The 13,343-nt window shown below is 64.3% G+C and carries 14 protein-coding genes; 2 read left to right on the top strand and 12 right to left on the bottom strand.

What is annotated here, in order from left to right:
- Positions 1–22 precede the first annotated feature (22 nt).
- A complete protein-coding gene (locus tag NO357_RS19460) occupies positions 23–619 on the bottom strand; it encodes a WD40/YVTN/BNR-like repeat-containing protein (protein ID WP_306737410.1) in 597 nt (198 codons plus the stop codon).
- Positions 620–1,016: 397 nt separating this feature from the next.
- Between NO357_RS19460 and NO357_RS19455 the strand changes: the two genes are divergently transcribed.
- A complete protein-coding gene (locus tag NO357_RS19455; protein WP_306737409.1) occupies positions 1,017–3,134 on the top strand; it encodes a carboxypeptidase-like regulatory domain-containing protein in 2,118 nt (705 codons plus the stop codon).
- 57 nt (positions 3,135–3,191) lie between these two features.
- On the opposite strand, the gene creD is transcribed toward NO357_RS19455, so the two are convergent.
- From creD to NO357_RS19405, 10 genes are all read right to left on the bottom strand, one after another.
- Positions 3,192–4,625, bottom strand: coding sequence for a cell envelope integrity protein CreD (gene creD / locus NO357_RS19450; protein WP_306737408.1), 1,434 nt, complete (start codon positions 4,623–4,625; stop codon positions 3,192–3,194).
- 376 nt (positions 4,626–5,001) lie between these two features.
- Positions 5,002–5,784: a succinate dehydrogenase iron-sulfur subunit gene (locus tag NO357_RS19445; protein ID WP_306737407.1), complete on the bottom strand. Its 783-nt coding sequence runs from the start codon at positions 5,782–5,784 to the stop codon at positions 5,002–5,004.
- 10 nt (positions 5,785–5,794) lie between these two features.
- Positions 5,795–6,145: a succinate dehydrogenase gene (locus NO357_RS19440; protein WP_306737406.1), complete on the bottom strand. Its 351-nt coding sequence runs from the start codon at positions 6,143–6,145 to the stop codon at positions 5,795–5,797.
- 1 nt (position 6,146) lies between these two features.
- Complete coding sequence (locus NO357_RS19435) at positions 6,147–6,410, bottom strand: hypothetical protein (RefSeq protein ID WP_306737405.1); 264 nt, start codon at positions 6,408–6,410, stop codon at positions 6,147–6,149.
- A gap of 17 nt (positions 6,411–6,427) precedes the next feature.
- The gene (gene sdhA, locus NO357_RS19430) at positions 6,428–8,233 is read right to left on the bottom strand and encodes a succinate dehydrogenase flavoprotein subunit (RefSeq protein WP_306737404.1); all 1,806 of its coding nucleotides are present in this window, start codon (positions 8,231–8,233) and stop codon (positions 6,428–6,430) included.
- Positions 8,234–8,243: 10 nt separating this feature from the next.
- Positions 8,244–8,615, bottom strand: coding sequence for a succinate dehydrogenase, hydrophobic membrane anchor protein (gene sdhD, locus NO357_RS19425; protein WP_306737403.1), 372 nt, complete (start codon positions 8,613–8,615; stop codon positions 8,244–8,246).
- Between the two features lie 10 nt (positions 8,616–8,625).
- On the bottom strand, positions 8,626–9,009 hold the full coding sequence (gene sdhC, locus NO357_RS19420; protein ID WP_306737402.1) for a succinate dehydrogenase, cytochrome b556 subunit: 384 nt from the start codon (positions 9,007–9,009) through the stop codon (positions 8,626–8,628).
- A gap of 329 nt (positions 9,010–9,338) precedes the next feature.
- The gene (locus tag NO357_RS19415) at positions 9,339–10,370 is read right to left on the bottom strand and encodes a MaoC family dehydratase (RefSeq protein ID WP_306737401.1); all 1,032 of its coding nucleotides are present in this window, start codon (positions 10,368–10,370) and stop codon (positions 9,339–9,341) included.
- 28 nt (positions 10,371–10,398) lie between these two features.
- Entirely contained in the window at positions 10,399–10,944 is a 546-nt protein-coding gene (locus NO357_RS19410) for an NnrU family protein (protein ID WP_306737400.1), read from the bottom strand.
- 39 nt (positions 10,945–10,983) lie between these two features.
- On the bottom strand, positions 10,984–11,823 hold the full coding sequence (locus NO357_RS19405) for an HpcH/HpaI aldolase/citrate lyase family protein (protein WP_306737399.1): 840 nt from the start codon (positions 11,821–11,823) through the stop codon (positions 10,984–10,986).
- Between the two features lie 294 nt (positions 11,824–12,117).
- Here NO357_RS19405 and NO357_RS19400 point away from each other — a divergent pair, with 294 nt between their 5' ends.
- A complete protein-coding gene (locus NO357_RS19400; protein WP_306737398.1) occupies positions 12,118–12,441 on the top strand; it encodes a hypothetical protein in 324 nt (107 codons plus the stop codon).
- A gap of 97 nt (positions 12,442–12,538) precedes the next feature.
- Here NO357_RS19400 and NO357_RS19395 read toward each other — a convergent pair whose 3' ends face one another.
- Entirely contained in the window at positions 12,539–13,294 is a 756-nt protein-coding gene (locus NO357_RS19395) for a sulfite exporter TauE/SafE family protein (protein WP_306737397.1), read from the bottom strand.
- Positions 13,295–13,343 lie beyond the last annotated feature (49 nt).

Genomic DNA, 13,343 nt, shown 5'->3' with positions numbered 1-13,343 from the left:
TGCGCCAGGTGCCGTGGTGGTTCTACTGGTAGATGAGATCGCCGCCAGCGCCTTGCATGTTATGCACGCAACGGCCGATGTCGCCGCCGCAGGGAGCGGCAGGATGGTCAGGATGGCTCTGCTCTCCGGCATTCGACAAACGGTTGCGCCGTTCCCAGCTCGCGCCGCCGTCCTCTGACGCAAAAGCCCCGGCGGCGGAGATGCCGAGCCAGAGTCTGTCGCCGTTGCCAAGGAAGGTGTGCAGCGTCAATCCCGCGGCGCCCGGGTTCCACGTGTAGGGTTCGGAGAAATCCGCCAGTGCCGCGTTCTTCTCCCACGTTGCGCCGCCATCGCGGCTGAGAAACAGACCGGCCGGTTTCGCGCCGGCATAGAGCCCTTGCGGCGCGGGATGAAGCGACCAGATCGCCTGCAGCGCGTCCCCGAACGGCGGTTCGCCGGCCTGCCAACCGCTCGTCGCGGTGAAGTCAGGGGCGTTCACCGCCCATTCGTCGGCCAATCCCGAGGACAGCTTGGCCAGTTGCCAGTTGGCGCCGCCATCTTCAGACCGCCAGACGCCGGCACCGGTCCAATCGCTGCCGCCACCGGCCCAGAGCCGTCCGGTGGCCGGGTCGCCCACCACGTGATTGATCGCCCAACCCTCGCACTAGGGCCCTGACATATCCCAGTCATCCCGGGTCTGCGCTACGGTCATCACGTATGCGCCCTTGGTGGTACCGATAAGAACGCGGGTCGTGGTCATGGTCGGGCCCTTCCGCCCGCGACGCCAATGAGACCGAGGCGCGGCTGTCCAGCGGTGCCTGCACTTCAATACCGCGCAGCTGACGCGCCACGGCATTTTGGGTCTTGATACAAGACAGGGATTCATGACCGAGGGCGAAATCCCGCCCAGAGAGCCCACGGAAAACGGCCAGTTATGGCCGATCTTCTTTTACGGGCAAATTCGGAACCCGATTCTATTTCAGCGAATGCTACCCTTACGTCACTTTTAACCGATGTCTTTTTCAATGGAGGAAATAATGAATTCCAAATCCGATGAGTATGGTGGTTACGTTCTCCAGGTTCCAGTCGATGCCAGCGGCATCGAGGACCGGTCGGAACTCAAGGCGCTGAAGGCAGTGTTTCTCGGCAAATCCGGGGTGATTGCCGCAACTGGCGTGAAACTCGGACGCGACGGCACGGGGGTGGCCGAATTCAAACTCGACAAGCCGATGGCAGGACAGGTGATCATCGGGCCGCCCGACGCCGAGGATGACGAGATGGAGGGCCTGCAGACCCTGACGGTCGATGTCAGCACGCGGGCCTGGGCCGACAAGCCCGAGCTGACGCTGAAGCCGCTGATCGTGCATCCGTGGTATTGGCACTGGTGGCTGCGCTGGTGCCGGACCTTCGTCATCCGCGGCAAGCTGATCTGCCCGGACGGCAGCCCGGTGCCGGGGGCCGAGGTCTGCGCCTTCGATGTCGACCGGTTCTGGTGGTGGTGTTCGAAACAGCAGGTGGGCTGCGCCACCACCGACGAGAACGGCGCTTTCGCCATCACCTTCCGCTGGTGCTGCGGCTGGTGGCCGTGGTGGTGGTGGCGCCATCGGTTCTGGCAGATCGACCCGAAAGTGCTGGGGATAATCGAGAAGCTGCAACCCGACCTGCCGGATATCATTCCACGGCCGAAGCCCGACCCGGTGCCGGATTTCGCCCAGATCGAGGCCTTTACCTCCGGCGAAGCCGGACTGACCCGGCCGGCCGAGAAGATCACCGATCCGGGACGGCTCGAAGCCCTGCGCCCGACGCTGCTGGACCGGCTGCCAGCCGCGCCCGAGTTGCAGGCGCTGCGGATCTGGCCGTGGGTGCCATGGCATCCCTGGGCCGACTGCACGCCCGACATCATCTTCCGCGCCACGCAGGATTGCGGCCAGGGCAATGTCGTCGTGCTGGACGAAGACTGCGGCGATGCGCGCTGGAACGTGCCGACCACGCTGGACGTGACGCTTGTCACCAACAACCTGGCCTGCTGTGCCGCGCCGCGGCCGCCGGAATGCGAGGAAGAAGGCTGCATCGTGCTGAGCCATGTCTGCGACGACCTTGTCGCCAATATCGGCGGCAATATCGGCGCGCAGGCGACGCCTGCGGGCTATCGCAGCCCAAGCCCGGCGCTGCCGTTGTCGTGGATCCATGCCTATGACAGGCCCTATGCCGGCCGGGTGCCGATCAAGGGCGCCTGTACCGACTGGATCGATTACTACGCCTTCGAGTATTCGGGGGATAGCGGCGCCACCTGGGCACCGCTGCCACCAGGCGCGACTGGCGGGGTGCGGCGAACCTATTTCGACCCGGGCACGGTGTCGTTCCAGCACGTGATGTTCAACTTCTCGACGGTCGATGGCCAATGGGTGGTGGAATCGCTGGGGCACTGGGAGGCCGTGAACGGACCGAGGATCTGGGTTGGCGACTACATGCGGCTGATCAACTGGGAGACCGGGACGCTTATTCCCGACGGGGTCTATCACCTGCGGCTGCGGGCCTTCGCCGAAGCCGGCGGCGCGCTAACCGATCAGGGTATTCCCGATCTCTGCGGCACCCAGGACGACAACTATGTCGTGGTCGCCGTCGACAACCGGATCGTCGGTCCGGGGTCGGGGCATCCGACCTCGCCCAGCCATCCGGTGCCACCGGGCGGCGTGCACTTCGAGACCCTGGAGCCAGACACCGATTTCATCTCGATCTCGGTGGGCGGCACGGCCATCGGCCCCTGCGGCACCATTGAGCGCGAAGCGATCACCCCGGCCAATCCGCTGGTCATCGACTTCCTGGCCTCGGACCCGGACGGGCACCTGGCACTCTACACGATGCGCGCCAACTGGGGCGAGAACAACGGGCTCAACCTGCTGGCGGCGGGGACGGTGACCAACGTGGCGGCCGATTTCATCGGGCCGCGCTATGGCGGCGCGCTGACCCAGGGCGCCACTGCACCCGAGTGGACAGGCGGCCATTTCCGACTGACCATCACCAACGGCATGGCGGCCTTCCCGCAGCCTTGCGCCTACGTGTTCGATCTCAGGGCCTACAAGCGCAACATCGTCAACTGTGACGACGATTACGAGTACCGCAATCGCTCGACCATGACAGTGTCGGTGATCTGAGCGGCGGGTACGAGTCGGCGCCGGGCGGGGGCAACTCCGCCCGGCGCTTGCGCCGTGTCAGCCTTGCGCCGGCGGCGCGGCGGCGGACGCGGCCGGCTCGGTGCGCCACCGGTTCAACAGCCCGCCGCCACGGCCCGGCGCATGGCCGTGCCAGTCGGCGTTGCGGGTGGCGAACATGGTCGCGGCAATGGCGGCGAAGGCAAGCACCGAGCCGGCCAGCAGCGCGTAGTCGGCGCTGCGCAGGATGAGGTAGAGCACGCCGTAGAGAATGACCTGGAGGACAAAGAGCAGCCCGGTGCGCCGGCCCAGCCGCAGCGCGACGGCGCCGAAGGCGGTGATCAATGCTACCGTGGCCCCGGCCGCGACCAGATAGGCCGGGCCAAAGCCCATTTGCTCGGCCAGCGCCAGCAGCAGGACGAAGAATACCGCCTGGGCGAGACCGACGAGGATATACTGCACCGCGTGGGCCGGTCGGTCGGCGGCGCCTTCGAGCAGAAAGATCGTCAGGAAGGTCAGCCCGATGAACATCACCCCGTAATGCGCCGCACGATAGCTTTTCTGGTAGACATCGTTGGGCTGGTAGAACCGCACGCCGAACGCGGCGCCCTGCCGCGCCGCGGTCTCGTGATCCTCGCGCGACACCTGCGGCACGGCGCGGGCGAGATGGGGAATGGTCCATTCCGCGGTGAAGCCGGCCTCGGTCACCTGCTGCGCGTCCGGCAGGAAGGCGCCGACAAAGCTCGGGTGCGGCCAGTCGCTCCGCAGAGTGATCCGGCTTTCACGGCCCGCAGGTGTGATCGAGAGCGCGTGCGCGCCGTTCAGCGCCAGCGTGGCGGTATAGACACCAAAATCCCGCGGATCGCCGGTGCGAGCCTCGATCCCCTGAGCCTGCTGCTGCGCACCGGCCAGCGGCTCGAGCGGTAAATCACGGGTACCGGCCGAAAGCCGGGCCGTGCCGCGCAGTGCCCGGTTGGAGCTAACGCCCAAGCGTATGCGCGCCCGCTGCCAGAGCGCGGTTTCCCCGTCGACGAGCTGGGCCGCAACCGCGTCGGTGGGGAAATCGAACACCATTTCGGCCTGGGCACGATAGACCGGCACGCGAAAGATGCCGCGGTAACGTTCCTCGGTGGGCGCGTCGAGCATCACCTCGAAACGTTCGGGATAGAGGTAGACCGGCGCGCGGGTCTCGGTCTTTTCGACCTCGCGGACGACGATCCGCGGGTTGCCTTTGCCATCAAGCAGCTGTTCGCCGGTCTTCGGGTCGGTCAACTCCTGCCGCTCGCGGACCCGGACCCTGGCCTCGACCGGCACGACCAGGACCGGCCCGCTGATCACCTGATGCCCGCCCCAGTCGCGCCCGACGCTTTCCACAGTGCGGCGGCTGTGGTCGGCGCGGTCATCGATGGCTTCCGACACGAAAACGACCGGAATGACCATGAGCAGCGTGAGCAGCCCGACGATGAAAAACCTTAGACCCGGTGAACGACCCATGTGCCTGTCCCTTTCTGCGATTGCATACCGGGACCGGGATAAGCGGCGGATGTGCAGCGCCGCCGCGGGCAGTCGTGCAGGTTTTGCGCAGGGTAACGCACCGTCGTGGATCCGGCTGCAAACACAGGCCCGCTGTTTTTCGCGGCTGAGCCTGCCTGCCCCCGGCCGTCGCCGAAGGCGGCGCGGAGAGCGGGATCGTCGTAACAGCCTTCGAAGGCACGGCCGAGCCCGTCGTGCAACGCGGCCATCGCCTAGGTGGAGTTCTGTTCGCCCATGGCGGTGCGATTGAGGTGAAGCAGCCGCAACGACACCTTGCGGCAGGCCGCGCAGAATCCCTCGTTCGACGTCAAGACGAGCGCGGGCGGCGGCTATGCCATCACACCACCCGGTTGATCTGCATCCGCTTGATCTCGGCAATCGCCTTGGCCGGGTTCAGGCCCTTGGGGCAGGTCTTGGCGCAGTTCATGATGGTATGGCAGCGGTAGAGCTTGAACGGATCTTCGAGATCGTCGAGCCGCTCGCCGGTGGCCTCGTCGCGGCTGTCGATGATCCAGCGATAGGCATGCAAGAGCGCCGCCGGGCCGAGATAGCGGTCGGAGTTCCACCAGTAGCTTGGGCAGGAGGTCGAGCACGAGGCGCACATCACGCATTCGTAGAGGCCGTCGAGCTTCTTGCGGTCCTCAATCGACTGTTTCCACTCTTTTGCCGGACGGTTGGTCTTGGTCTCGAGCCACGGCATGATGCTGGCATGCTGGGCATAGAAATGGGTGAGATCCGGGATCAGGTCCTTGACCACGGGCATATGCGGCAGCGGATAGATCTTCACCGTGTCGCCTTTGATTTCGTCCATGCCGTAGATGCAGGCCAGCGTGTTGATCCCGCCGATGTTCATCGCGCAGGACCCGCAGATGCCCTCGCGGCACGACCGGCGGAAGGTCAAAGTCGGATCGATCTTGTTCTTGATGTAGATGAGGCCATCGAGAACCATCGGGCCGCAATCGTCGAGATCAACGAAATAGGTGTCGAGCCGCGGGTTCTGGCCATCATCTGGAGTCCAGCGATAAATCTGGAACTTGCGCAGGTTAGTGGCGCCCTGGGGCTTGGGCCAGGTCTTGCCGGTGATCATCCGGGAGTTCTTGGGGAGGGTCAGTTGAACCATGGTTCTATCCTCATAGTTTCAGCAGCGAGATGCCGGCCCCTGCGAAGCAGCTGACGGCCTCGGGGCGCTGGGCGATCTGGAGCACCATTTCGGTTGTTTCGGCCTGGGCGCCGGTGACGGAACTGCCCGCGATCTGCAGGATTTCCTGGGCACTGGCCGCATCGACGATGCAATCGGTCACCGGGGTGGCGTCGACGCCGGGGAAGCGTTCTGCCACCACCGTGTCAACGGCCCGCTTGGCCTGGCCGCGCGCGACATCGTCGGCGGCCTGCTGGGCCACGTCGCACCCCGGCAGCGCCAACAGCGCCAAGCCCAGCGCGAGCGCCGCGGCAAAACCGGATCTGCGGGCGCGGTCCGTCATCTCAGTTGCTCCCGAGCTTCTTGTTCATGCAGACATCCACATCGGCCTTGGCCTTGTTGTAGACCTTGTTGCTGACCCGGTCTTTCCTGGCCTGCTTGCTTTTCTTGTAGCGCAGGGTCACGCCGTCGCCGGACTTTCTGATCGATACCAGAACCGTGCCGCCATTCTCGACCTCCTGATAGCATTCGGTCATCGCCCTCGTGGCCTCCAACATGACATTGGCCGGGACCGCCGTGGCGGTCAGAGCCAGGGTCAGAGTGGACACACACACATGCTTGATCATCAGAATGTTCTCGCCTTGGGTGCGATTTTCTTGAGGGAAATCCCACCCTCTTTCTCGGTGGTGAGCGGGTCCTTGATCACGTCGCGATAGCTGAGCGTCACCTTGGGCCCGTCGACATGGGCGATGGTGTGCTTGCGCCAGTTCTTGTCGTCGCGGGTGGTGAAATCCTCGTGCGCGTGGGCGCCGCGGGATTCCTTGCGGGCCTCGGCGCTGACGATGGTGGCCATGGCGTTGGGCATCAGGTTGGTCAGTTCCAGCGTTTCCATCAGGTCGGAGTTCCACACCAGCGAGGTGTCGGTGACCTTGAGATCGTCAAGCTTGCCGGCGATCGCGGTCATCTTCTCGACCCCTTCGGCCAGCGTTTTCGAGGTCCGGAAAACGGCAGCGTCGGCCTGCATGGTTTTCTGCATTTCCAGCCGGAGCTCGGCCGTGGGCACGTTGCCCTTGGCATGGCGCAGGCCGTCGAAGCGATCAAAGGCTTTGTCGACGCTGGGCTGGTTCAAGTCGGGGTTGGCCGTGTCGGCGTCCACCACTTTGCCGGCGCGAATTGCCGCGGCGCGGCCGAAGACGACGAGGTCGATGAGCGAATTGGACCCAAGCCGGTTAGCACCATGCACACTGGCGCAGCCGGCCTCGCCCACGGCCATCAAGCCCGGCACGACGGCGTTGGGGTCCTTCTTGGTCGGGTTGATCACCTCACCCCAATAGTTCGTCGGGATGCCGCCCATGTTGTAGTGCACGGTGGGCAGGACCGGGATCGGTTCCTTGGTGACATCGACACCGGCAAAGATTTTCGCGGATTCGGAAATGCCCGGCAGGCGTTCGGCCAGCGCCTCGGCCGGCAGGTGGGAAAGGTTGAGGTGGATGTGATCGCCCTCGGCCCCCACGCCGCGACCTTCGCGGATTTCCATCGTCATCGAGCGGGAGACGTAGTCGCGCGGCGCGAGGTCCTTGTATTGCGGCGCATAGCGCTCCATGAAGCGCTCGCCCTCGGAGTTGGTCAGATACCCGCCCTCGCCGCGCGCGCCTTCGGTGATCAGGCAGCCGGAGCCATAGATGCCTGTGGGGTGGAACTGGACGAATTCCATGTCTTCCAGCGCCAGCCCTGCTCGCGCCACCATGCCGCCGCCGTCGCCGGTGCAGGTATGGGCCGAGGTGCAGGAGAAATAGGCGCGGCCATAGCCACCGGTGGCCAGCACCACCATCTTGGCGTTGAAGACGTGGAAAGTGCCGTCATCGAGCTTCCAGCAGACCACGCCCTGGCACACTCCGTCGTCGGACATGACCAGGTCGATGGCGAAATACTCGATATAGAATTCGGCGTTGTTCTTGAGGCTTTGACCGTAAAGCGTGTGCAGGATGGCGTGACCGGTGCGGTCGGCGGCGGCACAGGTGCGCTGCACCGGCGGGCCTTCGCCGAACTCGGTAGTGTGGCCGCCGAACGGGCGCTGGTAGATCTTGCCTTCCTCGGTGCGGCTGAACGGAACGCCGTAATGTTCCAGCTCGTAGACCGCCTTGGGCGCCTCGCGGGCGAGGTATTCCATCGCGTCGGTGTCGCCCAGCCAGTCCGAGCCCTTGACGGTGTCATACATGTGCCATTGCCAGTGGTCGGGGCCCATGTTCGACAGCGATGCGGCGATGCCGCCCTGGGCGGCGACGGTGTGCGAGCGCGTCGGGAACACCTTGGTCACGCAGGCCGTCCTGAGCCCCTGCTCGGCCATGCCCAGCGTGGCGCGCAGACCGGCACCTCCGGCGCCCACCACGACAACGTCATAGTCATGGGTTTCGTATTCGTAAGCAGCCATGGTGTGTCCCTCAGAGTGCGATTTTGGCGAGCGCAAATAGACCGGTGGCGGTGATGACATAGCTGAGCCCGATCACCAGCATCAGAAGACCCTTGCGCAGACTGCCCTGCCAGTAATCCTCGATCATGATCTGGGCGCCCTTCTTGAAATGCATCATCGCGACATAGATCGTGAGGCCGGCGAGGATGGCCGGGAATGGTTGCGCAAAGGTAGCAAGCACCGCCTCGTGCCCCTGCCCGAGGGCGCGGCCGAAAATGAAGATGAAGGTGGGGATCAGGAAGGCGAGCCCGACGGCAGAGACCGTCATATACCAATGGTGCTCGACCCCGGTGTGGGCAGCGCCTTTGCCCTCGGCGCGTTTACGGGCGGTCAGGTAACGCATCTGGCCCTCCTCAGACGATGATCAGCGTGATGATGGTGAGCACAACCGAACCGATCAGGCAGGCGAGCCCGAGTTTCTCGGCGGTGGGAATATCGAGCCCGTGGCCGGCGTCGAAATAGAGATGCCGAAGCCCGGTGAGGTAGTGATACCAGACCCCAAGCACCGACAGCGACAGCACCAGGTCGCCGAACCACGAGGTCAGCACCGCGTCGGCTGTGGCAAAATATTCGGGCGAGGTCGAAGCGGCGAGCAGCCACCAGACGATCAGCAAGGCCGCGACGACCAGCGCGTTGCCGGTGATGCGGGTCAGGATCGACGTCAGCATCGGCACCTGCCAGCGGTAGATCTGGATATGCGGGCTGAGCGGACGTTCCACCGGTTTCTGCGCGGGCATGGTCTTTCCCCTTTCGTCTTGGCACGCACCCTGTCAGGGCTGTTCCTTTGAACCCTAGATAACGGTTTCGGCGGCTGTGTCACGTGAGTTTCGCATTTGCAGCATGATTCCGTTGGGGATTTTCGGTCAAATTCCACGTTTGTGATCACCCACACCCGCAGCGTGATCACGTTTGACGCCAAGCGAGGGCAGACCTTTTCGAGAAACCCTGATCCGGAGCGCTTGACCGGCCTTCCGGCAGATGTGCGGTCGCACCGGGAAAGCGCTCTATCAGGCCGTTTCGAACCGGCTTTTCCCGCCTTGGAGCGGCAACGTGATCACAAACCGGATCACATCGGCATCAAAGCCCAGTAATCGAGGTCCAGCAGCACGCCGGGCAGGTATTTTCCGTCCTCGCCCTTCAATTCGCCCACCGATCCGTCCGAGGTGGCCACCAACCGCAACCGGATGGCGCCGACGCCGGGCGCGGCGGTCTCGGCCTTGTCGAGCACCTCGGACCAGGCCTTGACGGTGAGGCCCGTAAAACATGGGTTGGCATGCGCCCCACCGTTGAGGCCGACGATCATCTGCGCGTTGGCCAAGCCGTTGAAGCTGAGCGCGCGGGCCATGGAAATGACGTGGCCGCCGTAGATCAGGCGCTGACCGTCGGGGCGGAAGGTGGCATCGAAATGGACCTTGGCGGTGTTCTGCCACAGCCGCGTGGCGATCATGTGCTCGGCTTCCTCGATGGTGACGCCATCGACGTGGTCGATCACTTCGCCCACCTCGTAATCCCCCCAGCGGTGCGGCTCGCCCGCCAGTGTGAAATCGTAACCCGAGAAATCGAGACCTTCGGGGATGAGCAGATCGTCGGCAGACAGGGTGTCTTTCAGTTCTGGAATGACCGTTTCCGGAGCAGGCGCGTCGAGATTCGATTTGCGCACCATGACCCAGCGGACATAGTCCATCACCACCTCGTCGAGCTGGTTGAGGCCCCGGGTCCGGACATAGACCACGCCGGACTTGCCGTTGGAGTTCTGTTTCAGACCAATAACTTCGGAAGTCGAGCGCAGGGTGTCGCCGGGATAGACCGGTTTCAGCCAGCGCCCCTCGGCATAGCCCAGGTTGGCCACCGCGTTCAAAGAGATGTCCGGCACCGTCTTGCCGAAGACCACGTGGAAGGCGGCGAGATCGTCGATCGGGCTGCCCGGCAAGCCGCTAGCGCGGGCAAACTCATCCGAGGAATAGAGCGCGTGGCGGGCCGGATAAAGCGCATGGTAGAGCGCACGTTCGCCGCCCGAGACGGTGCGGGGAACGGCGTGATGGATCACTTCGCCAAGTTTGTAGTCTTCGAAAAATCGGCCCGGGTTGGTCTTGGCCATGTTTCTGCTCCAGGTTGGTCTTGAAGGGTCAGCCGAACGGGTATGGCCCCAGCCAGCTGTGAATCAGGGCGATGACGCCAAAGACCACGACCGCACCGGCGACGGCGGCGATCTCTTTGCCCAAAGGGGCCGGGGCAGGCTTCGGCGGGCGCGGATTGGCGCGGTTCAGGACAATGACCTCGACCACGGCCCAAGCGAGAAGCCCGCCGAACAGGACGAACGAGGGCATGTCGCCGTTTACGATCAGATGCGCGATGGCCCAGATCTTGAAGGCGGTGAGCTGCGGGTTGCGGAACCAGCCCTTGGCGCGGGTCTTCATGCCATCGGCGGCAAAGATGTAGATCGAGAACAGCACCAGCAGGTTGTTGATCCCGACCAGCATCGGCGTGCGGGACCAGTAGACCGCGCCCTCAGCCGCGCGATAGCCCAGAACCATCAGCACGATCGACAGCAGAAGCGCCAGCGCCACCGGCCCCTTGCCCTTTTCTCCCATCGGTTCGCGGACACCCGGCGCGAGACGTTTGAAGAGATGGGCGAGCGACCAGAGCAGCACGCCGAGGATCAGAAGGGTCATGGGATAGCTCCTCGGAGGAATGGTGGGTTGGCACGCACCCTACAGAGACGCGATGGCAGACGCCATGGCGAGGATTTTCTGTGCCGTCTCGACGTGCAGATTCTCGACAATCTTGCCGTCGACCACGGCCACCCCCTGCCCCGTGCGCTCGACCTCTTCGAACGCCTCGATCTGGCGACGGGCGAGGTCGATTTCCTCTTCCGACGGCGAAAACACCTCGTTGGTGACGTCGACCTGTGCCGGGTGGATCAGCGTCTTGCCGTCAAAACCGAGATCACGGCCCTGTTCACATTCGACGCGCAGGCCGTCCTCATCCTTGAACTGGTTGTAGACGCCGTCGACCGCGACCACGCCATGAGCGCGCGCAGCCAAGAGCATCAGCTGCAGCGAGGTCATCATCGGCAGGCGGTCGGCGCGAGCGCGACAGTTGAGCTCTTTCGCCAGATCGTTTGTGCCCGCGACGAAACCCTGCACTGCCGGGTGGGCCGCCACTTCCATCGCATTCCAGATGCCGTGAGTGGTCTCCATCATCGCCCAGATCGGCATGTCGCCGACAAGGTCGGCCAGCGCCTGAACATCGAGCGCGTTGTTCACTTTCGGCAGCAGGATGGCATCGGCTTCCATGTCCTTCACCGCCAGCGCATCATCGCGGCCCCAGATCGTGTCGAGCCCGTTGATGCGCACGATCTTGGCCCGGCTGCCGTAGCCGCCCTGTTTCAGCGCCGCAGCAAGGATGGCCCGAGCCTCGATCTTGGCGTCGGGGGTCACGGCATCCTCGAGATCGAAAATGATCGCGTCCACGGCCAGGCCGCGAGCCTTTTCGAGGGCGCGTTCCTTGGAGCCGGGGATGTAGAGAACCGAGCGGTACGGGCGGGTCATGCGAGTCTCCCTTGAAATATTGTTGCGCGGATAGAGCATTTTTCGCGCCTTTCGTTCAAGGGAAATCTTGCTGCATTGCAGAATGAATCGCGCCTCCAAGCCATCGCGCGTGGCGTTAACCCCACCTTCAGGCCTTGTCGTGAGGCTGGTGTCACGGGCCGGAGCATCGGCAGGGCCGCACGGGGCGGGTCGGCGGGCGGGACGCAGGCGCGCCGGTGTCGGATCAGGACAGAACCGCGACCGCCGGGAATGCCGGCGGAAAAGGTACGGCCGGAACAACGAAAGATTGATGCAATGAAAACGAAGATCATAGCTGTCCTTTTAACCAGCGCGCTGGGTCACGCAACTGCCCCCTTCGCGGTTGCCGCGCAAACCGCGGGCAGCCCCTGCGCCCCGCGCGACGTCGTGGTCAAGCGTCTGGCGGAAGGCTACGGCGAAACCCGGCAATCGGTCGGGCTCGGAGCCAACAATGCGGTCGTCGAGGTGTTTGCCTCCGAAGACAGCGGCACCTGGACGATCACGGTGACCCTGCCGAACGGCATGACTTGTCTGGTGGCTTCGGGACAGGCTTATGAGGAACTGGCCGAAACCCTTCCCGCGAAAGGCAACGATGCCTGAACCACGCGGCTGCGACACCGATTGGGGGCTCAGCCGCCACCCCGCTGAATCTGTCCGGCAAGATACAAGATAAAGGCTCGGGCGCGTATGCCTCGGATCAGGTCAGGCCGACCCAGATCAGCCGCGCCCCTGTCAGTGTCAGCAGCACATAAGTGAGCGTAAAGAAGGCACGCTCGGGCACGACGTAGTGCGCCCTGACGCCGAGCCAAGCCCCTAACAGCGCAAACGGTGCGAGGAACAGATCGGCGAGTCCTGTCTGGACGGTGAAGATTCCGAGCCAGGCATAGGGCACGAATTTCAGGATGTTGATCACCCAGAAAGTCAGCACGGTGGTGGCCTGGTATTGGGTTTTCGTGGGCCGGAGCGACAGGAGGTAGACCGCCGCGGGCGGGCCGCCGGCATGGCTGATAAAGCTAGTGAGCCCGGCGACAGCACCGGCAAACATCCCACCCGCCGGCGGGATGGGTTTTTCGGCCACCGGGATTCGGCCTATGCGGCCGAGGACCTGCCAGGCCACGAAACCGACCGAGATCCCCCCGATCAGCACCCGGAAGACATCGGCGTCGGCGACCTTGTAGAGCGCCGCCCCCAGCGCCACGCCCGGAACAGCGCCGAGGACCAGGTGGCGGGCGGCGTCCTTGTCCCATTTCCCCCAGTAGGACCGCAGAGTCGCGGCGTCGATCAGCATCAGAAGTGGCAGCATGATCCCGATCGCCATGCCGGGCTCGAGCAGCAAGGCAAGAATCGCAACCGCGGCGAAGGCCGCGCCGGAGCCGAAGCCCCCCTTCGACACGCCAGCGAAGATGACCGCCGGAATCGCGACCGCGAAAAAGCTGAGATCAAGCTCGGGCACCGGCGCGCGCTCCTTAAGTTACGGTTTCGCAACCGGTTTAGCGCTAAAG

This window comes from Marimonas arenosa, assembly GCF_030848945.1.
Lineage (GTDB): Bacteria > Pseudomonadota > Alphaproteobacteria > Rhodobacterales > Rhodobacteraceae > Marimonas > Marimonas arenosa.
The sequence above is the reverse complement of the archived record's forward strand: the minus strand, read 5'-3'. Positions and strand labels throughout refer to the sequence as shown.

Excerpts from the sequence above, each read along its gene's own strand:
- NO357_RS19455 (WP_306737409.1), top strand. The coding sequence starts at position 1,017 with ATGAATTCCAAATCCGATGAGTATGGTGGTTACGTTCTCCAGGTTCCA.
- creD (WP_306737408.1), bottom strand. The coding sequence starts at position 4,625 with ATGGGTCGTTCACCGGGTCTAAGGTTTTTCATCGTCGGGCTGCTCACG.
- NO357_RS19445 (WP_306737407.1), bottom strand. The coding sequence starts at position 5,784 with ATGGTTCAACTGACCCTCCCCAAGAACTCCCGGATGATCACCGGCAAG.
- NO357_RS19440 (WP_306737406.1), bottom strand. The coding sequence starts at position 6,145 with ATGACGGACCGCGCCCGCAGATCCGGTTTTGCCGCGGCGCTCGCGCTG.
- sdhA (WP_306737404.1), bottom strand. The coding sequence starts at position 8,233 with ATGGCTGCTTACGAATACGAAACCCATGACTATGACGTTGTCGTGGTG.
- sdhD (WP_306737403.1), bottom strand. The coding sequence starts at position 8,615 with ATGCGTTACCTGACCGCCCGTAAACGCGCCGAGGGCAAAGGCGCTGCC.
- sdhC (WP_306737402.1), bottom strand. The coding sequence starts at position 9,009 with ATGCCCGCGCAGAAACCGGTGGAACGTCCGCTCAGCCCGCATATCCAG.
- NO357_RS19415 (WP_306737401.1), bottom strand. The coding sequence starts at position 10,370 with ATGGCCAAGACCAACCCGGGCCGATTTTTCGAAGACTACAAACTTGGC.
- NO357_RS19410 (WP_306737400.1), bottom strand. The coding sequence starts at position 10,944 with ATGACCCTTCTGATCCTCGGCGTGCTGCTCTGGTCGCTCGCCCATCTC.
- NO357_RS19405 (WP_306737399.1), bottom strand. The coding sequence starts at position 11,823 with ATGACCCGCCCGTACCGCTCGGTTCTCTACATCCCCGGCTCCAAGGAA.
- NO357_RS19400 (WP_306737398.1), top strand. The coding sequence starts at position 12,118 with ATGAAAACGAAGATCATAGCTGTCCTTTTAACCAGCGCGCTGGGTCAC.